Consider the following 24,115-nt stretch of genomic DNA (forward strand, 5'->3'; position numbering starts at 1 on the left):
TCCCTGTATTTTATGGATTATAAGCAGGCAGAGCAGGACGTCATGTTTAAATAAACACTATACTAAAATTACGAATATTCTGCATGCAAAACTAATTGCCCGGTAAAGAGAAAATACTCTGTTAAAAATTCTATTAGGCCCTTGTGAAATGAAGCTTTCAGGATCAAATATGATTTTGGTCATTCTAAAATTTAAGATAATACTAGAAATTTGAACAAATTAAGACAGAATGATCCGTCAAGTCACAGGATGTATTTTAAGCCTATTTCTTCTATCCTGCCAATCTAAAGAGGAAAAGATACAGCCTTCTTATGGCGAAATTTCAGAATTCGTCTATGCCTCTGTCACTATACAACCAGATAGTCTTTACAAGGTTTATTCCGCAGTAAACGGAATTCTGGATAAGGAATTTGTCGTGGAAGGAGACGAAGTGAAAGTTGGAGATCCCATCCTGCAGATCATTAACAGCAATCCAAAACTAAATACCGAAAATGCCTGGCTTTCATATAAACTCGCTGAAAAAAATCTTTCGGCAAGCGGAACTATTCTAAGCAGTATTAAGGATGAGATCAAAGCTGCCAGACTCAAACTGATCAATGATTCTATCTATTTTAAAAGGCAGGAAAAACTTTGGCAACAACAAATAGGATCAAAATCTGCTTATGAGCAAAAAAAACTGCAATACGAGCTTTCGCAAAATCAACTCGACCTGCTCGAAAATAAGTATGAACAAACCAGGAATGAGCTGGAAACCCAGCTAAAACAAGCCCGGAATAATTATAAGAATTCTATGATCACCACCGGGGAATATACCATCAACAGTAAAATAAACGGGAAGGTCTATGCCCTCTATAAAAATAAAGGTGAGATCGTAAATACCCAGCAGGCACTGGCCAGCCTGGGCAGTGATTCGGTTTTCGTGGTAGAAATGCTGGTAGACGAAGTGGATATCGTAAGATTAAAAAGAGGACAACAAACTTATATACATTTAGATGCCTATCCCGGGGAGGTCTTTGAAGCCGCGATATTTAAAATATACCCTAAAAAAGATGAGGCCAATCAAACCTTTCTGGTCGAAGCAAGATTTAAGGATATACCACCAACGCTTTACCCCGGCTTATCTGGGGAAGCAAATATTCTAATTGACCGTAAAGAAAATACTTTGAGTATCCCTAAAGATTATCTCCTTGAAGATTCCAGGGTAAAGACAGAAGATGGCATGGTTAGGGTAACCACCGGAATGGAGAATATGGAAATGGTTGAAATAACTTCAGGTATAGCTAAAGACACCTGGATCTACAAACCTTCACCATGACCAATTGGAAATTGATATTAAGCATCGCCAGGACGCATTTGCTAACCAAGTTCCGGCAAACAGCCATCGCTGCGCTGGGAGTTACTTTTGGAATTGGATCATATATCACCCTGGTTGGTTTTATGACGGGCTTGAACCAGATGCTGGATAGCCTGATATTGAACCAAACACCTCATGTTCATATTTTCAATGAGATAGAACCTTCAGAAGAACAACCGGCAGATCTATATACAGAATTCGAAAACAGCCTGATAATGATCCACTCGGTAAAACCGAAACAATCGCAAAAGAAGATCCATAATGCCCTTGCTCTCATAGATCATTTGGAAAAAGACAGAAATGTACTTGCGGCAATCCCACAGGTGAAAACCCAGATCTTTTATATTTCCGGGTCTATAGAACTGGGAGGAAATCTTACCGGCATCAATGCCATGCAGGAAGTAAGCTATTTCAATTTTGGAGATTACCTCATCGAAAGCGAGCCGGAATCACTTGAAAATATAGATAACGCCATTTTCCTGGGAGCCGGAGTTGCCAAAAAACTTTCCTTATCTCCGGGCGACCGGGTACAGATAAGTACGGTAAAAGGAAATAGTTTTCCCTTAAAGGTTGCCGGTATCTTTCAAAGCGGTATAGCAGATCTTGATAATATACAAAGCTTCGCTTCCATTAAAACGGTACAAAGGATCCTGGGTGAGCCGGAGAATTACATTACGGATATCAATATAAAATTAAAAGATATCGAGCAGGCACCGGCCCTGGCCAATAAGATCAAGAAACAATTCGATCTTCAGGCCATAGATATCAATACCGCCAATGCCCAGTTTGAAACTGGATCTACCATAAGGAACCTCATCACTTATGCGGTTTCCATTACCCTGCTTATCGTTGCTGGTTTTGGAATTTATAATATTCTGAATATGCTTATCTATGAAAAAATGAACGATATCGCTATTCTAAAGGCAACAGGATTTTCGGGCACAGATGTGCAATTCATTTTTATGAGTCAGGCAATGATCATCGGGTTTGTGGGTGGAGTTTTAGGATTGGTCATAGGTTACCTTTTATCTGTGGTCATAGATAGAGTGCCTTTCGAAACAGAGGCTTTGCCCACGGTGAGCACTTACCCGATTAATTACGATCCCTGGTTCTACGTGATTGGGATAGGGTTTGCGCTTATTTCAACTTTTTTAGCCGGTTATCTGCCTTCGCGAAAGGCAAAAAATATAGATCCTGTAGATATCATCAGGGGACAATAATCTTAAAAATGAAAACAGTTCTGGAAACAAAAAATATCAATAAATACTTTAAAAAGCCTGTGCTATTCCATGTGCTAAGGGATATCAGTTTTAAAGTGAACCCGGGAGAATTTGTTTCCATCATGGGTAAATCCGGCTGCGGTAAGTCTACCCTACTCTATATACTATCTACGATGGATACAGATTATGAAGGCGAATTATACCTTAACGATAAATTGATCACCGGTCTGGATAAAGATGAGCTTTCCAGGATACGCAGTGAGTTTATTGGCTTTGTATTCCAGTTCCATTATTTACTGGGAGAGTTTTCGGTACTAGAGAATGTAATGCTCCCTGCCAAAAAACTAGGACGAAAAAGTCCTGAAGAGATTGAATATTCTGCAATGGAAAAACTCAGAATGCTTGGTATCGAAAAATTAGCCTTAAAGAGAGCATCCAGGATCTCTGGGGGAGAAAAACAAAGGGTGGCCATCGCCAGGTCTCTCATAAATGATCCCATTATTATTATGGGAGACGAACCTACCGGAAACCTGGATAGCTTCAACTCCAAACTCGTTTTTGATATCTTCCAAGGGTTAAGCAAAGAACAGGGACTTTCGCTACTTGTGGTGACCCATGATGAGGATTTCGCCGCCAAAACAGATCGCATCATTGAAATGGGCGACGGTATGATCTTGAAATAAACCTCTATTGCTTAAGTTTTTACCTGATTCCCATCATATGAATCCTCAAATTTATGCCTTATCTTAGATAGAATTATTTAATAGAATCAGCATGGTACTTTCCACTAAAATACTGGAGCAGATCAATAAGCTGACCTTGCAACTGGAAACAGATTATCCCGAACTCTACTCATTTATTGACGAGGAGCCCATCACCATTCCCAGCTTTGAGCATCCCGATATTACCAATAAACTGCTCAGGGATTACCTGGAAAGTCTAAAGGGGTTGATAAGGTCTCATAAAAATAATTAGATAGTCTTTATTCATCACGAAGTACTATCAATTCCAGTAATGATCTAAACCATAGTTTATGGTAGGAGATCTTTTTGGAACAATTTAAATAACTGACAGATCTTGAATAAAACAATAGCTGAATACCTGATTAAATTTTCAGCGTAAGCAAACATTTTTTAATTTTTTGAAAACACTAAAATGAACACAGGATTAGTTCTTTCCGGCGGAGGTGCTCGAGGCGTCGCCCAGATAGGTTTTTTAAAAGCACTTGAAGAATTTGATATAGAGATCACTCATATCTCTGGTACCAGCGCTGGTGCCATCATTGGAGCGATGTATGCTTCTGGTGCCAACTGGAAAGAAATACTCACTTTTTTTAAATCGGTGCCTATTTTTCATTATAAACGCTATGCCCGGAATAAACCCGGCTTTATTGATACCAATAAATTCTATAATGACTTTCTGAAATTCTTTGCTGAAGATGACTTTAACATCCTCCAGAAAAAGGTTTATATCACGGCGACCAACCTTATAGACGGTAAACTGAAAATTTTTGAATCTGGTGAACTGATAAGACCTTTACTGGCTTCAGCTTCTATTCCCGGCATTTTCACTCCCATGCAGTTTAATGAAGGTATGTATGCCGATGGCGGAATCACCAATAACTTCCCCATAGAGCCCCTGCAACACAGCTGTGAAACGATCATTGGTGGTTATGTGAATCCGCTAAGAAAATTCCAGGTAAAGGGACTAAGACATTCTTACCAGGTAATTACCCGGGCATACCAGATAAGCTTGCATCATCAGTGTCAATCGAAATTTAAATATTGTGACCTGATGATCTCACCAAAGAAACTAGGAGATTACGGCCTTTTCAGCTTAAAGAATATGGATGCTATCTTTGACCTGGGCTATAGGGAGGCAATTAAAATACTGGATAAAAAAGGAGAAGTACTTTTTAGTAAAACCGAAAAAATATCTTCTTAATCTTTAGCTTCTTTTTTAGCAGCCTTTCTTTCCTGGCGCTCCAGTTTTCTGAAATACCCTCTGAACAAAAAGTTATGTCGCATCGCTTCCATGTTCTCGTTCATTTTTATTGATGACTCTTTGATATTGACCAGAGTGGTGTCAATATTTTTAACCAGCTCCTGGTCCTCGGTAAGATAATGCAGGGCTCCCTCACCGTTCTTTATCTCGTTAAGTATAGATTCTACATTTTTGGTGATTGCCAGGATATTACTGCTGGAAGAATCGAGTTCCATGATAATATGCTCCATGCGATCTCTGGATACCGTATCTGCCAGTAAGGTTCCGGCGAGGCTTTCGCTGAAGTTAATATGCCTGAGTTCCCTGTTGATCTTGTTCATAGCAATGGTAGTTTGCCTGCTGGTTTCCTTCAAACTGGCCAGGGTTAACTGTATGTCTTTGGCCAAAGTAGAATCACTTACCAAAACTCCTAAAGTTCCTTTTCCTTCCAGGATCTTATCTGTGATCTTCAACAGATCTGAGGTTAGCAAGGCGGCATTTTCATTGGTAACGTTCAGGGTAGATAACATATCATCTGCACCGATCCTGCTATAAGAGGCTATGGTATCGCCAGATTTTATAGAGGCGAGGCTTTCCTTCCCTGGAAGTATATTCACTACCATACTTCCCACAAGTCCATCTGAACCAATGGTCGCCGTGGCATCCTTTTTTATAAAGCTTCCGGTAGATTCTTCCACCATCATCTGCACCAGGATACGGGATTCTTCCAGCATCACGATTTTACTCACGGTTCCTACATTCACTCCAGAATAGCGCACATTATTGCCAATCTGCAGTCCGTTCACGTTTTCGAATTCAGAAAAAACGGTCATATTCTTAGTAAAAAGGTGTTGCCTGTTCCCAATGAAATACAGCGCGGCGATAAGCAACAAAGTTCCCAGAACTACAAAAACACCTAATCTTATTCGTTGTGATACTGTCTTGTCCATATTTCTAATTTTTAAAGAAGGCCTGCACCTTCGGATCCTTATTTTTCAATAATTCTTCGAAAGTACCTTCAGCATAATTGACCCCGTCCACCAGCAGGATGATCCTGTTAGAAATAACCCTGGCGCAATCCACATCATGAGTAATAATAAGGGAAGAGGTATTATAAGTCTCCTGAATGGTCCTCATTAGCTGAATGATCTCTTTTGAAGTGATTGGATCTAGCCCGGTGGTAGGTTCATCATAAAGGATAATGTTCGGTTTTAAGATAAGCGCCCGGGCAAGAGCCACCCTTCTTTGCATTCCGCCAGATAATTCTGAAGGCATAAGATCTATGGCCTTGGCCAGCCCCACATTCTCCAGGGCTTCGAGAACAAGGCTTTCTGTACTACCATCTAAATGAAGTTTCTTCTTATGCCGTCTTAATGGAAATTCCAGGTTTTCCCGAACGGTCATGGAATCATATAGCGCACTCCCCTGAAATAAGAAACCTATTTCTGTCCTGAGTACGTCCAGTTCTTCCCTGCCCAGGGAGGTAATATCGTGATCCTTGATCCTTATGCTGCCGCTATCTGCTTGCATTAGTCCTACCAGGCATTTGATCATCACCGATTTCCCGGAACCCGATTTTCCCATAACTACCAGGCTTTCGCCCTTAAATAGCTTCAGATTAAAACCATTCAGCACCTTTTGCTCGCCAAAGGACTTTCTAAGATCCCTGATCTCCAAAACCGGTTCGTTATTTCTGGTAGTTTCCATTATCCATAAAATATATCGGTTACAAAAACGGCTATAAAGTCTATCACGAACAATAACATAGAGGTGTAAACTACCGCGGCATTAGAAGCCTCTCCTACCCCAACAGTTCCTTTGGAACAGTAGTATCCTTTATAACATCCTACTAAACCTATGGCAAAGCCAAAGAAAAAGGATTTGATCGTAGCAGGTATAAGATCTGAGAATTTCAGCGCGTTGAACACCTTGTTGAAATAAAGAACAAAGGATACTTCGCCTTTTAGGTTCTCAATAAGGGCAGAGCCTAATAATGCAATGGCATCACCAAAGATAATGAGTAACGGCAACATCAAGGTAGTAGCCAGTATCCTTGTCACTACCAGGTATTTGAATGGGTTCGTACCCGAAACTTCCATGGCATCGATCTGTTCGGTCACACGCATCGAACCCAGTTCAGCTCCAATCCCGGAGCCTATTCTTCCTGCACAAATAAGCGCGATGATCACCGGCCCAATCTCCCTGACTATAGATATACTCACCATAGACGGCATCCAGGATTCGGCACCGAATTCCATTAAGGTTGGCCGGGATTGCAGGGTAAATACCAGCCCAAGGATAAAACCGGTTACGCCTACCAGCAATAAAGACCGGTTTCCCATATTATAACACTGCCGTAATAATTCTCTGAACTCGAACGGCGGCTTGAAAACCTCCATAAAAAACCGTCCGGCGAAATAGGCCATATCTCCCGCTTCTGTAAAAAAACTTTTTACATTACCCCATATACCTTCAGAATCCTGCATTATATAAAGTTCTGAATTTCAAATGAATATACCTATGAAATCTTTCAGGAGCAATGACTTTGATCAGATTTGTTAATATGAAAATCAATTGCCTGATTCTTTTAATGATCATGTAAAGAAGCTTTCCCTAAATAGATCAAAAAATACTATTTAGAAAAGTGACCTTGATACCTCGTTTCTGGGAGTTATGTGCCGAACCAATTCAGTAAAATTCCTGATACTGAAAAAAAGAATTAAATTGACGATATTTCCTGAAGAATTAGCTTATTATCGGCAATAGAAATAAATACCAGATCTCCCGGGCTATAAATCGTGAAACCTGAACCTACAAAACATAGGAAATCAAGGCTCAAACTGCTCAAGCGCATTGGCCTTATCCTGGCGGTACTCCTACTGGCACCTACCCTGTTGTTCACCATTGGTTGGTTCAACCGTGATCTGCTTATCGATCAATTACAGGACTGGTATAAAAATAATAGCCGTGGGCAGTTAGAAATTGGTAAGGTAGATGCCACCTTTTTAAAAGGATTCCCGAATGTAGGATTTACTATAAATGACATTTACCAAAGCAGTTTCGATACCATTCTTGATAAACGTTCTACGATATCGATCAAGCAAGCCCAGGTAAGCATCGCTGCGGCCGATCTGCTAAGTGGAAATCTTGAATTCAAGAATATAAAGATCCAAAATGCTGAAATTCACACCGAGGTTATCTCTGAAAAAACCGTTGAAGAATATGTGCGCCTGAAAATGCAAAAACAGGCCGATCCATCTTCAGGTCTTAACCTGCCGGAATGGTTATCTAAGAAAACAGATTTCAGTCTTCGTGATGTACACTTTATCTCCAAGGATACCATGCTGCATAAATACTTTGATGTAGAAGTACATAATGCTAACGGAAGCATTAGCATGGCTGATGACAAGGTCTCCGGTAAGATGAACTTTAAAGGTACGGTAAATGACCTTGGATTCAATACCAGGAAAGGAAGCTACATCAACGGCGCCATGGTTACGGGCAGTCCCGAATTTCTGCTGGACCAGAATACGAACCTGTTGAGCGTTCCGGAATTTCTAATGGAAATAGGCACTCAAAATTTCAAGACCAAAGCAGATTTTGATTTTAATGCTACTAACAGTTATTACTTTTCCTTACAGAATACAGAAACCGATTTCCAGGAACTTAAAGAACTATTGCCCGAGAATATTACCGCAAAACTTTCTCCTTATAACCTCACAGAGACTATCAGTGCAGACCTGCGATTAAAAGGTAAATTTCGCTATGGAGATGTACCTTACATAGATGCTGATTTTTCCACCAGTGGCAACTCAGGCAGTTTCAAGGACAGTCTACAACTGGAAAATATCGAGCTTAAGGGATATCTCACCAATACTCTGAGTAAAGAGAAGGATTCCGCTAATTATGAACCCTCACGCCGGGATATCAAGATCTACTTTGAGGATTTCAATGCCGACCTGGAAGATATAAAGATCTTTGCGGATAATTCTTATTATCAATCTTCAGAAGAAGCTCATAATTATATGAATGCGCATTTGAAGATGTACGGCTCTAATGAGACCCTAGCCAGGGTAATGCAAAATAGCAACTTCAATTTCATTGGAGGTAGTTTCGATCTTGTTGCCAGAATCGATGGAGATATCCCGAATACCGGGGAGGTCTTTAATTCGGCTGAAGGAAGATTTACGATTCGAAATACCCGCGTGGTTCTCAACGAAAATAATCTCCAGCTACCGGTGCAATTGCTGGATATAAAACTGAAGCAGAACATCTCTGTCCTGGATAATCTTATTGTCAATTTACCTAACGAGGAGCAGTTCATTTTTAATGGTACTATCAAAAATATCTCCTCGTTAATGGCAGATGATCCCGAAAAACCTGCTCTGGCTAATGTATTTCTGAAATCTGAGGCTTTAAACATCAACGACCTAATTACTACTGCCAAGGAATTTATTCCACCTGCAGAAAGGTCCGGCAACGATCTTAAGACGCTGCACCAGACCTTTAATGCTATCTACAGGAAATTTCAGCCGCGCTTCAGGCTGGATATTAATTCGGTGGAATACAATGACAATACCTACGAGGTTCTGGAAGCAGATATTCAACTCACAGACCCGGAAACCGTTAGCTTCAGCAATCTTGGCTTTATCTACCAGGATGCATTTACTGAGCTTAAAGGAACATTAAAGATCCCCAAGCCAGATAATAATTTTGAAGAACCAATATTTCTAAATGTTGCTGCGAATTCCTCAGGACCGCTTAAAATATTCCAGGACCTCTTCAATATTCAACTGCTGGACATCAACACGGGTGAATATACCTTCTCTGGAAATCTTACCGGGAACGTGCAGAAAACCGAAGAATTACTTCGTAATATCAACGGTGATCTTAAATTGCTGAATGCCAGTTTTTACTACCCGGAAGCAGCTATAGATATAGAATTCGACTCCTTAAAAGTTGGTGTACATGATTCCAATATCAAGCTGGATAGATTTATTGTTGAAATTGGTGAGCATCATCCATTTTCATTGCGTGGTCGCATAGAAGACTTTCCGGGATTTCTTCTGGACAGCCTGCAAAGCACTGGAAAGATCTTCGTTACCCTGGACTCTCCTTTGGTAGATATGGACGACTGGATGAAAACGGTAAATTCCATGGATCTTGAAAAAGCAGATAAATCTCTTAAAAAGCGTGACCTGTACGCGGTATTCTCCGATATCTACAGGTTCGATCCTGAGTTCAATCTGGTGGTGGACACCTTGAAGTACAAAGAACTGGTTTCAAAGGATATTAACGCGAAAGTATATTTTGAAGATGAATCCACCCTGAAACTGGAAGATTTGAAGATAAAATTTAGGGATTCAAGGGCAACCATCCGTGGTGAACTGGCAGCACAGGACCTAAATGATTCGCTAGGTAATCAGAATCCTTTTAATTTCAAGTTTTCGGCAGAAGCTTCGGGAAGATCGAATGATCTGAATGATCTATTACAAACAGTGAATTTCGATCTTAGATCGGGAAATTTCGAGTTCAGGGGAAGTTATAACGGGCAGGCCAGTGATCTTAAGATCATGAATTCGAACGCCAGCGGAGATCTAATCCTGGGAAAAACCAGGGTAGATATCAAGGGTACTTCTATACAGGTACCGGTAGACAGCCTGCATCTGTATATCGAGAATAACCTCGCTACCCTGGAGAGGCTGGATGTTGAGCTACCCGGGAAAAGTTCCATAGATATCACGGGGAAGATCGATAATTTCTCCAATTTCATCAATAACGACCAGGCCATAGATTCTCATAACTCTTCCTTTAAGATAACTTCTACTTACCTGGACAATAAGGATATAAAAACCTTTATTGGCGCCGACGAAAAGAAAAAGGATAGTGCTAAAGCAAAGCCATTCGAGATGAAAAATCTCAAGGACATTATTAGTAAGATCAATAATTCTTATTTCCCTTCTGCCACTATCGAGATCGATTCACTGATCTATAATAAAATGGCCTTTTCAAATTTCGCTTCAGAAATTGGATTTAACAATAGCGGAGACCTGAAGGTAGACAACACCAGTCTGGAATATTTTGAGGCATCGGCTAAGCTCATGCTACAAGCTGGCCTGGAAACTTCCAAGAATCTGCCTGTTCGCATTAAGATGAACATCGAAGATCTTGCCATTGAAAATTTAGTAAAGGACCTTGATTATTTTAAAGATGATGAACTACGTAAGGCGGAAAAGATCGGCGGGGATCTGGACCTTAATTTCGACGTGAACGGGATCTTGGATGAACGTGGAAAACTGAAGATGAATTCCCTTAATGGAACCATGCAGGTAGATATTACCGGCCTTGCCCTTTATGATTATCAACCGCTGATAGAGAGTGTGGTGCTTCTGAAAGAGGAACGTTTTGAAAGGTTAGAATTCCAGCCTATTCGGCAAACTTTCGAAGTTGTAGACGGAAAGATCATGGTTCCTAGAACGCAGTTACAATCTACCGCCATGCAGGTTTTTGTGGAAGGTGAACTAAAGCCTGGTGAATACTATAACCTATGGATCTCTGTTCCCTGGAATAATATTTTCAAGAGCCGGGATGGCATCGAATTACCCGAGAAGATATCTTTTGAAAAATCTGGAGCTAAATTCTACTTGCAGATCGTTCAGGATAAAGAAAGCGAAAAGGAAAGAGAGCAGAAGTTGAAAACCAAGTTCAGACTAGGCAACAGAAAGCTGGAAAAGTCTAAAGAGAATTGATCAAATTCATAATCCTATAGCCCGAAAATAGCTAATCAGCCTGTCTTTGCTTAAATTTAGGAAAAACAGAACGATCTCATGAAAAATTATATTTATCCCTTACTTATTAGTTTATTATCCTTTACATTTTTCCAATGCAAGGGACAAACTGAAAAAACCAGCGAACACTATACCTTTCAATCTGGTAGTTTTGATGGCACAGGTAAATTCTACAAAGGTCGGGAAATCTCTCATGTGATGGGTTACCAGGGAATACGATGGCTGGAGCGCCCGGAACGACAGAAAGAGGAAAATACAAGCAGGCTTATCAAGAACCTGGATATCTTGCCCGGAGACACTATCGCCGATATTGGCGCAGGTTCGGGTTACCATGTTTTTAAAATGGCTCCACTGGCTAACAAAGGCCTGGTCTATGCCGTAGATATACAACCCGAAATGCTTCAGGCCATTCGCGAGCAAAAAAAGAAATCTGGTCTGGATAATATTGAAATTGTTATGGGATCAGAAAAATCAGTAAACCTGCCGAAAAATTCCGTTGACAAGATCCTGATGGTAGATGTTTATCATGAATTCAGTTACCCCGTAGAGATGCTGGAATCCATGCACAAGGCCTTACGCGAAGATGGCCAGATCTATCTTATTGAATACCGCGGAGAAGATGCTTCAATCCCGATCAAAAAACTACATAAAATGACCGAGGCCCAGGCCGTAGAGGAATTCAAAGCGAATGGTTTTAAGCTGAAAGAGAATATCAGCAACCTTCCCTGGCAGCATTGTATGGTCTTTGTGAAAGAGTGATTTTTTTTACAATCAAATAACCCCATTTCAATAGAGATAAAAACCTATAGATCGCGTTAATTCGACTATTGCTCGCTCTGCTTCTCCCTTACCGGCATGACCATGAACGGAACATTGGTATGATACACCAGTTGGTTGATGACGGGTTTAAAAAGAATATTCTCGAAGAAACTGTGCTTTTTATGTACCATCATCATAAGGTCTATATTATTCTCTTTTTGAAAAGCCTCCACCGCTTCAGGAATATCATCACCTTCGGTGAGATGAAAAACAGGTTTACGATCTTTCAGGAATTCAGAAAGCTGTTTACGATGTTCACGCTGCTGTTCGTCCAGGTTTTCGGTATACACGTTTAGTATGTGTAAGCGTGCCGAGTGTAAGCCAATATAATATTCCAGAAACCTCAGATCCTGTGACCTTAAGATCTTATAATCTGTCGCGAACAATATCTCTTCAGGCTTTTTATAGTGATAACCCGAAGGCACGGCCAACACGGGACAGTTCACTTTCTTAATGGTGTACATGGTATGAGTCCCTAAAAATATCTCCTTGGCACCGGTAGCCCCCTGGGTTCCCATAATAATAAGATCTATATTCTTCTCTTTTACCATGCTTCTGATCTTTCCGATAAGCAGATTGAAATCTACCACCCATTTTAAATGATGCTGCGGGTTATTGAATTCAGCTTTAAGATTGGTTATGAGGTTTTTTATTCTTTCAGCAGCGGCATCCCTAGTGGCATGAACCAGCTCCATAGAGGTAAAATTCTGAAAAGCCTTACCCGAATGATAAGCCGCCGGAGTGAAAGTATGTAATAGATAAAAAGTACAGTTTCTCTTTTCAAAAAACCTCAGCGCATATTTGATCGCATTTATCGAATTCTCTGAAAAATCTGTGGGTAGAAGAATATTTTTCATGGCCTGCATATTAATTCCCAACAAAATACGGCAACCTATTTCTATAAAATATGACCCAAATCATAACTCATTGAATTTAAGAGCAATGAGCATTAAAATACCTTCTCTAAGATTAAGAAATAACCTGAAAATTAACTCCTTTTTTCCGTGGAAAATGGAGGAGTTTTCCGACTAAATTTCAGAAGGCCTTATGAAAGATCCGGCTGAATTTTTTAGCAAGCGAAAATGGTTGAAATCCCTTGATATATGATGACTGTCATATTATTCAGCCGATATTAGAAGTACCTTCAGGGATAATAATTGTTGACTTTAAATCTTTTAGCCATGCAAGTCAAGAAGAATCCAAAAGCAGACCTAAGCCGCAATAGCTTTATATTTTTCCAGATAGGATTGATCCTTATACTGGCCATCACCTATTTTGGTATCGAGTGGAAGTTCACAGAACATTCTGATACTTTCAGCTACGAAATTGTGGTGCCAGAATCAGATATGGAAGATATCCCGGTAACGGCAATCAAGGATGTGCCTCCCCCTCCTCCACCTCCACCACCTGTACCTGAAGTGATCGAGGTAGTAGCAGATGAACTGGAAGTTGAAGAAACCGAGATACGATCTACAGAATCCAACCAGGAGCAAAAGATCGAGAAAGTGATAGAAGTGGCCGAGATCAAAGAAGAAAAAATTGAAGAAAAAGTAGAGGAAGTTCCTTTCGTACTTATTGAAAATGTGCCTGTATATCCCGGTTGTGAAAACCAACCCGATAATGCTTCCAAAAAGAGATGTATGTCGGCTAAAATTGACGAATTGATACAACACGAGTTCAATACGAACCTGGGAGCAGACCTGAACCTGTATGGCATCAACAGAATCTACGTGGTCTTCAGGATCAACGAGCATGGAGATGTAACCGGAATCCAAACCCGTGGTCCGCATAAATTACTGGAGGCAGAAGCTGAAAGAGTCATTAAGATGCTCCCAAAAATGAGCCCGGGAAAACAAAGAAACCGTCCCGTAAGTGTGGTCTATACCTTACCTATCACTTTTGAAGTAAGAGAAGAATCTTTATAGCTTAGGATTATCGAAATAAAATTGGCCTAAAAACATAAACCCGCAGCTAAAACTGCGGGTTTATTTTCTCACGACGCCTCATTCTAAGCTGGATCGACTAATTCCAACACTTTACTTTCAGGCTTTTTAGAAACTATAAGTTCGTTATCCATAACTTCCTCCCAGTTCATATTTTTCTTATATCGTTTTACTTTATTCCCCTGCAGCGGATCCATGGCCAGCAGGTAGATCCACTCGTTATCCAGTAGCATTTTAAGGTTTTCATTTCTACTTAAGATCTCAGAGATCCTTGCTACCGGTGCGTTGATCATTACCGATAATCGCAGTGGCTGGTGGTACATTTCTGTATCTGTTTGCCTCAGGGATTGCAGCGGAAGCCCCATTTTAAGGTCTCCTCCATTTCCCTGTACCACTCCGAATCTTCCGGTGATATTATGCGTGATCTTGTTTCCTCCGCCAAAGGTCTCGTTATCTACGCTGGAGAAGTAATAGTGATTATTGATCCACTGGGTAACCACCATAGGCCCCTGCATGATAGTTTCCAGGGCTTTACCTTCTGCATCCTGTTTCCAGTCGTAAGAGTGCAGAAAACAACGGCTATCCAGGTTTGTCTTTTCAGTAAGACTTCTCGGGCCTACAATAAAGCCGGCATTTTTAGCCAGTCCCCATTCAGGCCTGGTATCGCTCCAGTTATTTGCTTTTCTTTCTGCCAGTGCCTTTCCATCTCCTTCAAATTTAAGCCTGTCCCTGGTGGCAGTGATCTGAGCTTTTTCGAGATCCTTTTTCAGCTCTGTAAGAAGTTCCTGGTGCGATTCTGGCACCTGAGAGTCAAAAAGTACGATCTCGTCTGTGGTCGTATTATGTTCTGCACCTACAAAAACCGTATTCTCAGGAATTTTGATATCGTGCTCAGTTCTCAACACTTCTCTTACTTCCTTCATATTTGCAAGTTTTGCGAGCATCCGGGCGTTATTCCTACCCGGGCTGGCGGCACATGCTCCGCAATCAAGGCTCGATCCAAAGGCGTTATTCGCAGTATGGCTTCCATGACCCGTGAAGATGACCAGAGGAGAAAAATCTTTCCAGCCCATCATGTCAAAACCACCTTTTACGATCGTGACCTTTTCCTGCAATTCTATTTCAGATAGTTCAGTATCTGAGTAAATTCTTTGAAGATCGGTCTCACAGAAATGCTCGTGCAGATTCTCATTTTTCTTTTTCTCCTTGTAAAGGAAACCAGGCGTAAGGGTCCTAGCTAGCAGGGAAGCGGCATAAAGTATTCCTGTTCCTTCCACATATCCAAAAGCAGAAGGCAGCATGTGTTTCATCCTTTTCAGAAAATAGCTACTAAAGGCAAAAACCTGGTTGTCTTTTTGCAATTTCTGCATGCTTTCCTCCTTTTGTGCCTGCGGAATTTCTGAAACCTTATAGGCAGAGTTGACTATCGGAGGGCAGGATTTACGAGCGAGGCCATCTTTTACCCCCACATAATCCATGGCGATCCCGAAAAATCCTGCATATCCGAAAGTTTCATAATTTCCCGAGGCCTCGACATGCCTGCGTATAAGTTCAGACCGGGTATCTATACAGAATACCATCTGGGCATCTGGAAGTTTCTTCTCAGAATTTTCTTGGTTTGAAGCACTTTCCTGCAGGCTTCCTATAAGCTTCTGCTGCCAGCTTTTTTCCCAGGCCCTGAGCCAGCAAAGCTGGATCCTGGTGATGCGGTTATCTTTACCTGATCTTTTTTCTATTGGAATTACAGGAAGTTTCAGCAGTTTTGCCAGCCAAAGGCGAACTCCCAGGTAATCCTGTAGGCTTATTGGATATTTTTCCTGCCAGAAAGATCCTGAAGCAATCCGGTAATTGATATATCCCGTCCAGCCCGGTAAAGCGGCGAGGTGATGTATAAAGGTCTTTAAAAGATCTTCTTCAGATAAACCCTTCAGAACAATTGAGATCGCTTCCTCACTGGTTTCAGGAATTTTTGAATTTTTATCGACCTTAAAGTCATCATCATATTTTGCCAGTTTCCGCCAGGCTTTATAAAAGCCCAATTCCCTATTGGGCATCGGCCATTCTGCCATCCCTTCATCCATAAAGCTCCCCATCCATTTTGCCATGATGCGATCCAGCTCCTGAAACTCATTTTCCTCTTCCTGTAAATCTTCAGAATCGAACAACTGCAGGCAAAGTTCCGGAGATTCTGAAATCCTGCGGGCTTCCAGTTCCTGCTTGAGGATATTTCTATCTATATCCCCATTGTTCCAGGCTTGCCGATAAAGAGAAGCCTCGGGAAATACATTTGCACCAAGAAGTTTTTCAGCTTCTTGCAGGGCTTCAGCAAAACCTGAAGCTTCATAACCAGATAAGGGATTGGAAGTGACAAAGGAATAAAGTGGCCAGGTCTTTCCAATAACCCGGGAAGCTTCATTGATCTGTTTTAAATAGTTTTCAGGACTCATAAGGTTCTAGATTTATACATTAATACAGACTTTTTATAAGCCTGGGAAGCATTTAGCAGTTTTACATACAGCCAGGATATTTTTAGGTATGCGCCAAGTTTCATCATAAAGAAACCCACCAGAAATATGATCCCAAAGGCCACCTGTATTCCAGAGAGTGGTGTAGCAGCATTTACCAGCGGCATATCGCTCATGATATGGGACACCCCGTTATACATTAGACCATACATCCCTATTCCACAGGCGAAAATGACCGGGGGAGCGACTATCTTTTGGATATTGCTCAGAGATCGCTCTTTAACAATGTTATAGGTAGCCTGCCCTACTGTTATGGCTACAATAAGAGTAAGAAAAATTCCACTGTCCAGCTTTGTTCCCTTGCCAGTGATGAGTGCAAAAAGGATCGCACCGGCAACACTATACAGTAGCACTACCAAAGTCTGCAGTGGTTTTATCCTGATCTTAGGTTGATCTGATGGCTGAGAGTATCTCACCTCCTCCCCTGCAGAAAGGAACAAATAGGCTTTATAGAATCCATGCAGGATCAAGTGCGCTACGGCTGCATTGAAAAATCCGAGTCCGCATTGCATGAGCATGAATCCCATCTGTGCGATCGTGGAGCAGGCTAGCTTTTGTTTCACATTTACCTGGATCAGCTTGGTGAACTGCGCGATGATGGCGGTAAGCCCTCCAATGATGAACAGGATATTCAAGGTATTGGATGCGAAAATAAGACTTACGAATAAGGCGAGTAGAATTCCAGATCCGTTTACAAAACCGGCATGCATTAAGGCTGAAGCTGGAGTTGGCGCGGTCATGGCCGACAGTAACCAGCGGTGAAAAGGATAGATCGCAGACTGGATGACCGCGGCCGTTATTATGCAAAGCCCGGACAGTAGGACGATATATCCGGGCATACTTCCTACCTCCTTCGCCAATTCGCTTAGGGTAAAAATTTCGCTCTGAAAAGCCAGTAATAAAATTCCCAGGCTTAAAAATACACTACCGGCTGAAAAGAATCTCTGGGTGTAATTCGAAGCCTGTCTCGCCTCGCCCCATTTCAGGTTCACCCCGATCAATCTGCTCATAAATAATCCCATGCTCCACCAGGACAGGATAAGCAAAAGGATATGTTCTGAGGCGACCAGAAGCATGACCGAACATGTAAAACCAAGGCTCAACCAGTTGAAGCGCTGGTGATAGGCAAAACCTTTCAGGTAGTTACCAGAGTAGGTGCTTACCACGGCGCTAAAGAAACTCACGGTTAACCATATAAGTATCGTAAACCCGTTAATTCTGAAAATTCCGTTGGTCCAGCTGGGAAGATCGTTGTAATTAAAGATCAGGTACAAAAGGTTGCCTGCGAAGAGCATCCAGAGAAACACGGTAAAGATCCGGGAGTAATCATTCAGGCCTGTTTCGCCAGGTCCAGCTGATTTTTTTCCGTGAAAGATCAGATCCTTGTTTTCTGCAGGATCATATTTATTAGTACTTATCATGTCTATTATTAAAATTTTTGGTTAGAAAAAGAACTGGAAAGTTGTTCCTTGTGGAATTGAAAAATAGAATACTGATACATTTTACTTTTCATCTGGATCAACCATTTTAATGTTAATAGAGCTGGAGATGTCGAGGTAACGATTTTCCCGGTGTGCCTGGGAAACCATTTTTTCAACCTTCTTTTTCACTGCGGTAAGCTCTTCGATCCTTTTTTCAGAATTCAATCTGGTACTGCTATCAGAAGCAGTGAGATTAAGAGACCTTAGAGAGTGAAATTTGATCTTGTCGTTCAATACAGAGATCAGGATATCTGCAGCTTCTGCCGGACTATATTTTCCTGTTATGAATTTTATAGAATCCTCCATTACTCTTTCCCTTGTAACCTATCGAAGTTTTGCTCATCATGATTATGAGATGGTACGCTTTCCTGAAGTCTCATAAAGAAAATGATCGCCAGGACTATGCTGCACATAAGCAGCTTATCGAAGAAAATATAATTGTTGATGTAAGACAGCCCTATAAAAAAGATCAGGACTAACATTCCGAGTACAGGTAATAAACTATTTTTTAAATGGTTCATGTGTTCTGTTTTTGGTTTAGTTAGCTGAATGATTATTAGTAGAATAGGCCGGATGCTTTACTTGTATCTCTAAAGTTCCCTTTATATTGAATACACAACCGGATTGATTTTGATTTGAAAGGAATTCTCTGGCTAATCTTTTTTGTTCTTCCAGTTCAGCGATCCTGCCATCCAGATCACGGGTCTCGCAGTCATGATTCCCTTCCCAGTGTTGAAGGCGCTGAATCTTATGAAAATTGATCTTTTGATCGATCAAAGCACCGATGATGTGCGAGGCTTCCATCCTGGTAAAATCGCCTTTTACCAGGTCGACATGTTGTAGCTTTTGTTCTGTTTGGGTAAGTTCTTTGATTTCCATTTTATTGAAGTTTTTGATTTCTGGTTACAAATTTGTGAACTATCATTGATATATTTTTATTTATATTTATTATGATTTACATTAATAATTTTTATGAACTACACTTTACACCAGTTGCAGATATTTCAAAAAATCGTGGAATTACGCAGCATCACCAAGGCATCTGAAGAATTGAACCTTACTCAGCCAGCAGTGTCAATTCAGCTGAAAAATTTCCAGGATCAGTTCCCAATTCCGCTCACTGAGGTCACCGGAAGACAGTTATATGTGACCGATTTTGGACAGGAGATCGCTAAGGCAGCAGACAAGATCCTGAAAGAGGTCTACGCCATCAATTACAAAACGAAGTCGTTCCAGGGGAAGCTTTCAGGTAGATTGAAGATCGCCAGTGCTTCAACCGGCAAATATGTAATGCCCTATTTCCTCTCCTCTTTTATTTCTGAAAATCCCGAAGTGGAACTCGCCATTAATGTGACCAATAAATCCAAGGTAGTTAGCAGCCTTGAAAAGAATGAAGTAGATTTTGCATTGGTTTCGGTAATGCCCAAAAAGCTGAAGCTTAATTCGGTCACCCTCATGCCAAACAGCCTGTACTTATTAGGAAGCCGCGATTTTAATATTTCAAAACGGACTAAAAAAAGGGATCTTTTCGAAAAAATGCCGCTTATCTACAGGGAACAGGGATCTGCAACACGTATGGCTATGGAAAGTTTTATCGCCCGCCGCAGGTATTCGGTACAAAAGAAAATAGAGCTAATGTCTAACGAAGCGGTAAAACAAGCAGTACTGGCAGGGCTTGGTTTCTCTATAATGCCTTTGATTGGCATCAAAAATGAGCTGAAGAATAATGACCTGCAGATCATCCCGGTAAAAGGTTTGCCTATGCATACCAACTGGTACCTGGTCTGGCTCAAGTCTAAAAAACTTTCTCCCGTGGCCCTGGCTTACCTGGAATACATCAAGGAGCATAAAGAAGAACTTATTGCAAAAAGTTTCAGTTGGGTTAAGGATTATGATGATGTATAATAGATCCAGGAATAGGAATAAAATCCGATTAAAAGTATAAATACACGGTCAAATAGTTTTCAATTCGGCAATAAATAGTAGTTTTATTTTATGATAAAAGCAGTCATCATCGACGATGAAATTAATGCCCAGAGTTTACTGGAGAAAACCTTAAACAGGTACTTCCCGAATAAATTCAATGTAGTAGCAAAATGCAATTCGGTAGACAGCGGGGTTCAGGCAATAAAACAACATGAACCAGACCTTGTTTTTTTAGATATACAGATGCCTGAAAAAAATGGGTTCGAATTGTTCAAATATTTCGATGTCATCAATTTTGAAGTCATCTTCACTACGGCCTATAATCAATTCGCCATTAAAGCCATAAAGCGTAGCGCGCTGGACTATTTGTTAAAACCCATAAATCACCTGGATCTGGCTGAAGCAGTAAAAAGATTTGAATCTAAAACTGCCGGCAGTTCTGCCCAGAAAAAACTTGCATTACTGCTCGAGAACCTGAATGTGAACGATCAGAAGGTGAGTAAAATAGCCCTTCCTACGGTAGAAGGCTTTGAACTTATTCATTCAAATCAGATATTATATTGCAAGGCAGAGAGCAATTACTGCTGCATAAAAAAGATCGATGGTTGTACGAAAACGGCTGCGAAGACCTTAAAGTTTGTTGAGGAAATACTTCCTGCTAATTCCTTTCAAAGAATACACAAAAGCTATGTTCTCAATTTGAATTACGTGGTGAGATACCATAAGGCCAATAAGGAAGTTGAATTAACCAATGGAGAGAAACTTCCCGTCTCTTTCCGGAAAGAAGAAGAATTTATCAATGCCATTCTGCAAAACCACTAGTCTATTCCTCTTAGTATTTTTATGGCTTAATTTAGCGTTCTCCCAGAATTTTCCCAGTAAAAATTATAATGCTGCCACCGAACTGCCAAACAATACCGTTAGAGCTTTGTTGGTGGATAGCGACAATATTCTCTGGATTGGTACCGATAATGGCGTGGTTAAGAAGGAAAATGACGTCTTTAAATACTTTTTTGAGGAAGATGGACTGGCGTTGAACAGTTGCTGGGCAATTGCCGAAGATAAAAATAGGAACCTGTGGTTTGGAAGTTATGGAGAAGGCCTCAGTATTTATGACGGCACTAAATTCCGGGTAATTTCAGAAAATGAGGGACTGGTGCATAATGAGATCACCAGCCTATTTTCAAATAGAGATGAAATGTTTGTTGGCACCAGTGATGGAGTTTCGGTGGTAAACATACACACCCTTAAAGTTCAAACATTCAATATTCCAGAAAAAGACGAGTTATTCCGGGTTCAGGAATTTTTTGAATATGAAGATCAGGTTTACGTGGTTTCTTATAGATCTGGAATTTTCAAATTCGAGAACAGGGAAAACCAAAAGAAACTGGTCAGGGTGAATGACCAAGAATATCTCTATTCAGTCTTTTTGGAAAAAGACAGTATTTACAGCAGCAGGAAAGGCTTTTTCAGCAAAACCAGTATAAAAGATTATTTTGGTGAAAAGGATAATACCCCTTCAAAAAAACTGGGACATTCCATTATCTGGGATTATATAAAAACAAGGAACGGGAAAATCTATGCTGCGGCATGGGGAATATACGATGCCAATGGCGGAATTTATGAGATTGCAGGTGATAGCTTAATCTCCAGGGCAGAAGATTTTAATATTCCCAGCAAGGAAGTGATCTCCCTGGCCTATGATGCCAATTTTGAAAAACTATACGCGGGCACGAGGGATGCCGGCCTCTTCGAGATCAAATTAAATCCACAGATAAAATTCCATAGAACCGAAGGAAAGAATATCCTGGGATTTGCCAATACTGAAAATTCTTCAGCAGTACTGCATAGTGACGGTATCTCTATAAAAAGTAATAATGAGGAGCAGAAAACGAGTTTAGAACAGCTTAAAAAATGGCAGGAAAAATACGTTTTGAACACCAGGATAGCATTGCCTAAACATGAGGATTCCTTTTACGAATTAGACTATACAACCAGGGCAAAGGATATTCAGTTTTACGACATTAAGACCCATAAAAACAGGTACTGGGTGAATTCCAATATTGGCATCTTTGCCATAAAAGAAAACGGAAAATTACATCGCTACCTGCCTTTACATTCAGAAGAGATCAATTTTACAGGGAACGGAGACCTTATTGAAACCCACCCCTATGGTGGCGTAAGAGTTTATAATGACCTGGACTTTTTTAAATACACCCACTTTCTTCAGGACGATGCCAGGACTCCTACCATGGTCGTCAACAGTTTACAAAAGGCACAAAAGACCTACTTCCTTTCTGTTTTCTCCGGACTTTATATATGGGAAGATCAAAAATTCAGTTCCTATTTAGAAAAGGAAACCTGGAAAGAGAAGAAATTAAGACATATTACCCCTTTGGGTAAAGACCTGGCAATTTCAACTGAATTTGGAGATATTTTCATTGTAAATGATGACTCCGCATTTGAAGTCTTAAAGAAAATCCCTCGTGCTAAAATTGCGGGGAATACTATTTCATTTTTAAAAGAATATGATTGTAGCTTATTGATTGGAACCGAAAAAGGATTGACCCTCGTTAAAGACGAACGCTTTATACTCCTAAATGAGGAGCAGGGACTCAAACAGCCTCTTTTGGGCGCAAAAGTAGAAGGAGACCAGCTGGTTATTGGAAGCAAAGATGGGTACTACAGCGTAGATCTTAAAGCGATTAGCAATCCAAAACCTTTGGTAAACCAATTAGAGATCAAGGAAGTTTACATCAATAATAACGAGTTTGCTTCCGAAGAACTTGCTGGAAAAAAGGACATCGATCTGGCTTATGATCAAAATACCGTGTTGCTAAAATTCAGCACGAATGCGCACCCGTATCCGCACAAACTAGCCTACCAATACCGCTTAAATAACAGCGATAATTGGAGTCTTCCCTCTTCTGACCCACAGATATTCCTGCCTTTCTTACCATCTAAAAATTACAAGGTAGATGTAAGGGTTCTGGACAAAAGCACCGGCCTAAATTATACGCAATCTCTATTGAGTATGAGCGTACTTCCACCTTTCTGGAAAACCTGGTGGTTCCTTCTGCTGTTATTCAGCAGCATTTCAATGTTGATCTTTAGTATATATAAATTTCAGATACGGCAGACCAGGAATTTTGAAATGCAAAAAAGCCTTATCCATAAACGATTTGAGGAAACTAAGATGGAAGCCTTACTGGCGCAGATGAATCCGCATTTTATCTTTAACGCCATGAATTCAATTCAAAATTATATACTAGACAGTGATATAGATAATGCAACGGTATTCTTGGGTGATTTCGCTAAACTGATAAGGCTAAATCTCGATCACTGCACCAAACCAAGCATTTTGCTAATTGAAGAGATTGAATATTTACAATCCTATATCCGTATAGAAAATACCAGGTTTAATAATGCGATCAGGGTGATAATGGATATAGACCCCGCGATAGACATTTATGAAGTGGAGATCCCCACAATGATATTACAAACCTTTGTGGAAAATGTATTTGTACACGCTTTCCCAGGCAATATTAAAAACCCCGAATTAAAAGTTTCTTTTAAGCTATTAAATGAGGAGTTGCTGCAGTGCAAAATTGAAGATAACGGTATTGGTTTTTCTCCAGGCACGACCAGTAAATTGCATAATTCCAAGGGAGTTCGCCTGTTGCAGGAACGACTGGCCTTGTTAGGCTATAATGTGGATGAGGCTATTCAAATAAATTCAACTAAAAATAAAGGTACCACTGTCATTATAACCCTTGAGGTCTAACGATTACTTTCAAATTCCATACGTTAACTAAACGGCAATTATTTACTTAAGACAAGCCTGTATATTTGAGGAAAATTAGGGCAAGTGGCAGCTACACCTAAATGAGGGCTGCTTTCGAATTTAATATTATGGGTAGGGTCGTAATATTAATTTGAGCTATGGTAGCAGTCACTTCTCTAGTCTTTTAATCTGAGAATATTCCAAACTAACCAATCTATTTTTTCAAGCCAAACCATTAGCGGGCAAAAATTCGTTGATGGTTTTTTATTTCTAGTAACCTGTAATTCGTCAC

20 protein-coding genes are annotated in these 24,115 nt (G+C 40.5%); 11 read left to right on the top strand and 9 right to left on the bottom strand.

The features are described 5' to 3' along the window. Positions 1-229 precede the first annotated feature (229 nt). From C8P64_RS11080 to C8P64_RS11100, 5 genes are all read left to right on the top strand, one after another. Complete coding sequence (locus C8P64_RS11080) at positions 230-1,315, top strand: efflux RND transporter periplasmic adaptor subunit (RefSeq protein ID WP_108172120.1); 1,086 nt, start codon at positions 230-232, stop codon at positions 1,313-1,315. Beyond that, positions 1,312-2,574, top strand: a complete 1,263-nt coding sequence (locus tag C8P64_RS11085; protein WP_108172121.1) for an ABC transporter permease — start codon at positions 1,312-1,314, stop codon at positions 2,572-2,574. Before C8P64_RS11080 ends, C8P64_RS11085 begins: the two co-directional genes overlap by 4 nt. Before the next feature lie 8 nt (positions 2,575-2,582). Next, the gene (locus tag C8P64_RS11090; RefSeq protein ID WP_108172122.1) at positions 2,583-3,257 is read left to right on the top strand and encodes an ABC transporter ATP-binding protein; all 675 of its coding nucleotides are present in this window, start codon (positions 2,583-2,585) and stop codon (positions 3,255-3,257) included. Positions 3,258-3,348: 91 nt separating this feature from the next. Then, complete coding sequence (locus C8P64_RS11095) at positions 3,349-3,549, top strand: hypothetical protein (protein WP_108172123.1); 201 nt, start codon at positions 3,349-3,351, stop codon at positions 3,547-3,549. Between the two features lie 180 nt (positions 3,550-3,729). Next, positions 3,730-4,518, top strand: coding sequence for a patatin-like phospholipase family protein (locus C8P64_RS11100; protein ID WP_108172124.1), 789 nt, complete (start codon positions 3,730-3,732; stop codon positions 4,516-4,518). Here C8P64_RS11100 and C8P64_RS11105 read toward each other — a convergent pair. Genes C8P64_RS11105 through C8P64_RS11115 form a run of 3 tightly spaced genes read right to left on the bottom strand, consistent with a single transcriptional unit; the run spans position 4,515 to position 7,043 of the window. Then, entirely contained in the window at positions 4,515-5,507 is a 993-nt protein-coding gene (locus C8P64_RS11105) for an MlaD family protein (RefSeq protein WP_108172125.1), read from the bottom strand. The two genes, C8P64_RS11100 and C8P64_RS11105, sit on opposite strands and share 4 nt — an antisense overlap. 4 nt (positions 5,508-5,511) lie before the next feature. Further along, entirely contained in the window at positions 5,512-6,264 is a 753-nt protein-coding gene (locus tag C8P64_RS11110; RefSeq protein ID WP_108172126.1) for an ABC transporter ATP-binding protein, read from the bottom strand. After that, positions 6,264-7,043 (bottom strand): MlaE family ABC transporter permease, encoded by a 780-nt coding sequence (locus C8P64_RS11115; protein ID WP_108172127.1) that lies wholly within the window; start codon positions 7,041-7,043, stop codon positions 6,264-6,266. The genes C8P64_RS11110 and C8P64_RS11115 overlap by 1 nt, the downstream gene beginning before the upstream one ends. A gap of 312 nt (positions 7,044-7,355) precedes the next feature. Here C8P64_RS11115 and C8P64_RS11120 point away from each other — a divergent pair, with 312 nt between their 5' ends. Next, a complete protein-coding gene (locus C8P64_RS11120) occupies positions 7,356-11,306 on the top strand; it encodes an AsmA family protein (protein ID WP_108172128.1) in 3,951 nt (1,316 codons plus the stop codon). A gap of 78 nt (positions 11,307-11,384) precedes the next feature. Further along, entirely contained in the window at positions 11,385-12,104 is a 720-nt protein-coding gene (locus C8P64_RS11125) for a class I SAM-dependent methyltransferase (RefSeq protein ID WP_108172129.1), read from the top strand. Positions 12,105-12,169: 65 nt separating this feature from the next. On the opposite strand, the gene C8P64_RS11130 is transcribed toward C8P64_RS11125, so the two are convergent. After that, positions 12,170-13,021 carry a universal stress protein gene (locus tag C8P64_RS11130; RefSeq protein WP_170106653.1) on the bottom strand — a complete coding sequence of 284 codons (852 nt, stop codon included), beginning with the start codon at positions 13,019-13,021 and terminating at the stop codon, positions 12,170-12,172. 324 nt (positions 13,022-13,345) lie between these two features. Between C8P64_RS11130 and C8P64_RS11135 the strand changes: the two genes are divergently transcribed. Then, positions 13,346-14,089 (top strand): energy transducer TonB, encoded by a 744-nt coding sequence (locus tag C8P64_RS11135; RefSeq protein ID WP_108172131.1) that lies wholly within the window; start codon positions 13,346-13,348, stop codon positions 14,087-14,089. 83 nt (positions 14,090-14,172) lie between these two features. Here the strand turns inward: C8P64_RS11135 and C8P64_RS11140 are convergent, their stop codons facing one another. The 5 genes from C8P64_RS11140 to C8P64_RS11155 all read right to left on the bottom strand — a co-directional run bounded on the left by C8P64_RS11140 (position 14,173) and on the right by C8P64_RS11155 (position 18,992). Then, positions 14,173-16,554: a DUF2309 domain-containing protein gene (locus C8P64_RS11140; RefSeq protein WP_108172132.1), complete on the bottom strand. Its 2,382-nt coding sequence runs from the start codon at positions 16,552-16,554 to the stop codon at positions 14,173-14,175. Continuing rightward, positions 16,551-18,053, bottom strand: a complete 1,503-nt coding sequence (locus C8P64_RS11145; protein ID WP_108172133.1) for a proton-conducting transporter transmembrane domain-containing protein — start codon at positions 18,051-18,053, stop codon at positions 16,551-16,553. Before C8P64_RS11145 ends, C8P64_RS11140 begins: the two co-directional genes overlap by 4 nt. A gap of 81 nt (positions 18,054-18,134) precedes the next feature. Further along, positions 18,135-18,419 (bottom strand): hypothetical protein, encoded by a 285-nt coding sequence (locus C8P64_RS11150; protein WP_108172134.1) that lies wholly within the window; start codon positions 18,417-18,419, stop codon positions 18,135-18,137. Further along, positions 18,419-18,634: a hypothetical protein gene (locus C8P64_RS16445; RefSeq protein ID WP_146167216.1), complete on the bottom strand. Its 216-nt coding sequence runs from the start codon at positions 18,632-18,634 to the stop codon at positions 18,419-18,421. Before C8P64_RS16445 ends, C8P64_RS11150 begins: the two co-directional genes overlap by 1 nt. Before the next feature lie 16 nt (positions 18,635-18,650). After that, the gene (locus C8P64_RS11155; protein WP_108172135.1) at positions 18,651-18,992 is read right to left on the bottom strand and encodes a hypothetical protein; all 342 of its coding nucleotides are present in this window, start codon (positions 18,990-18,992) and stop codon (positions 18,651-18,653) included. Positions 18,993-19,085: 93 nt separating this feature from the next. Here C8P64_RS11155 and C8P64_RS11160 point away from each other — a divergent pair, with 93 nt between their 5' ends. The 3 genes from C8P64_RS11160 to C8P64_RS11170 all read left to right on the top strand — a co-directional run bounded on the left by C8P64_RS11160 (position 19,086) and on the right by C8P64_RS11170 (position 23,823). Then, the gene (locus tag C8P64_RS11160) at positions 19,086-20,018 is read left to right on the top strand and encodes a LysR family transcriptional regulator (protein ID WP_108172136.1); all 933 of its coding nucleotides are present in this window, start codon (positions 19,086-19,088) and stop codon (positions 20,016-20,018) included. A gap of 90 nt (positions 20,019-20,108) precedes the next feature. Further along, positions 20,109-20,861, top strand: a complete 753-nt coding sequence (locus C8P64_RS11165; protein WP_108172137.1) for a LytR/AlgR family response regulator transcription factor — start codon at positions 20,109-20,111, stop codon at positions 20,859-20,861. After that, the gene (locus tag C8P64_RS11170) at positions 20,791-23,823 is read left to right on the top strand and encodes a sensor histidine kinase (RefSeq protein ID WP_245889697.1); all 3,033 of its coding nucleotides are present in this window, start codon (positions 20,791-20,793) and stop codon (positions 23,821-23,823) included. The genes C8P64_RS11165 and C8P64_RS11170 overlap by 71 nt, the downstream gene beginning before the upstream one ends. Positions 23,824-24,115 lie beyond the last annotated feature (292 nt).

It is taken from the genome of Christiangramia gaetbulicola (genome assembly GCF_003054225.1).
In the GTDB taxonomy this organism is placed as follows: Bacteria; Bacteroidota; Bacteroidia; order Flavobacteriales; family Flavobacteriaceae; genus Christiangramia; species Christiangramia gaetbulicola.

Bases quoted from the DNA above. Each gene is read 5' to 3' on its own strand.
- C8P64_RS11085 (WP_108172121.1), top strand. From the start codon at position 1,312: ATGACCAATTGGAAATTGATATTAAGCATCGCCAGGACGCATTTGCTA.
- C8P64_RS11140 (WP_108172132.1), bottom strand. From the start codon at position 16,554: ATGAGTCCTGAAAACTATTTAAAACAGATCAATGAAGCTTCCCGGGTT.
- C8P64_RS11170 (WP_245889697.1), top strand. From the start codon at position 20,791: ATGGAGAGAAACTTCCCGTCTCTTTCCGGAAAGAAGAAGAATTTATCA.
- C8P64_RS16445 (WP_146167216.1), bottom strand. From the start codon at position 18,634: ATGAACCATTTAAAAAATAGTTTATTACCTGTACTCGGAATGTTAGTC.
- C8P64_RS11100 (WP_108172124.1), top strand. From the start codon at position 3,730: ATGAACACAGGATTAGTTCTTTCCGGCGGAGGTGCTCGAGGCGTCGCC.
- C8P64_RS11145 (WP_108172133.1), bottom strand. From the start codon at position 18,053: ATGATAAGTACTAATAAATATGATCCTGCAGAAAACAAGGATCTGATC.
- C8P64_RS11155 (WP_108172135.1), bottom strand. From the start codon at position 18,992: ATGGAAATCAAAGAACTTACCCAAACAGAACAAAAGCTACAACATGTC.
- C8P64_RS11080 (WP_108172120.1), top strand. From the start codon at position 230: ATGATCCGTCAAGTCACAGGATGTATTTTAAGCCTATTTCTTCTATCC.
- C8P64_RS11095 (WP_108172123.1), top strand. From the start codon at position 3,349: ATGGTACTTTCCACTAAAATACTGGAGCAGATCAATAAGCTGACCTTG.
- C8P64_RS11135 (WP_108172131.1), top strand. From the start codon at position 13,346: ATGCAAGTCAAGAAGAATCCAAAAGCAGACCTAAGCCGCAATAGCTTT.
- C8P64_RS11160 (WP_108172136.1), top strand. From the start codon at position 19,086: ATGAACTACACTTTACACCAGTTGCAGATATTTCAAAAAATCGTGGAA.
- C8P64_RS11110 (WP_108172126.1), bottom strand. From the start codon at position 6,264: ATGGAAACTACCAGAAATAACGAACCGGTTTTGGAGATCAGGGATCTT.
- C8P64_RS11115 (WP_108172127.1), bottom strand. From the start codon at position 7,043: ATGCAGGATTCTGAAGGTATATGGGGTAATGTAAAAAGTTTTTTTACA.
- C8P64_RS11090 (WP_108172122.1), top strand. From the start codon at position 2,583: ATGAAAACAGTTCTGGAAACAAAAAATATCAATAAATACTTTAAAAAG.
- C8P64_RS11125 (WP_108172129.1), top strand. From the start codon at position 11,385: ATGAAAAATTATATTTATCCCTTACTTATTAGTTTATTATCCTTTACA.
- C8P64_RS11105 (WP_108172125.1), bottom strand. From the start codon at position 5,507: ATGGACAAGACAGTATCACAACGAATAAGATTAGGTGTTTTTGTAGTT.
- C8P64_RS11150 (WP_108172134.1), bottom strand. From the start codon at position 18,419: ATGGAGGATTCTATAAAATTCATAACAGGAAAATATAGTCCGGCAGAA.
- C8P64_RS11165 (WP_108172137.1), top strand. From the start codon at position 20,109: ATGATAAAAGCAGTCATCATCGACGATGAAATTAATGCCCAGAGTTTA.
- C8P64_RS11130 (WP_170106653.1), bottom strand. From the start codon at position 13,021: ATGAAAAATATTCTTCTACCCACAGATTTTTCAGAGAATTCGATAAAT.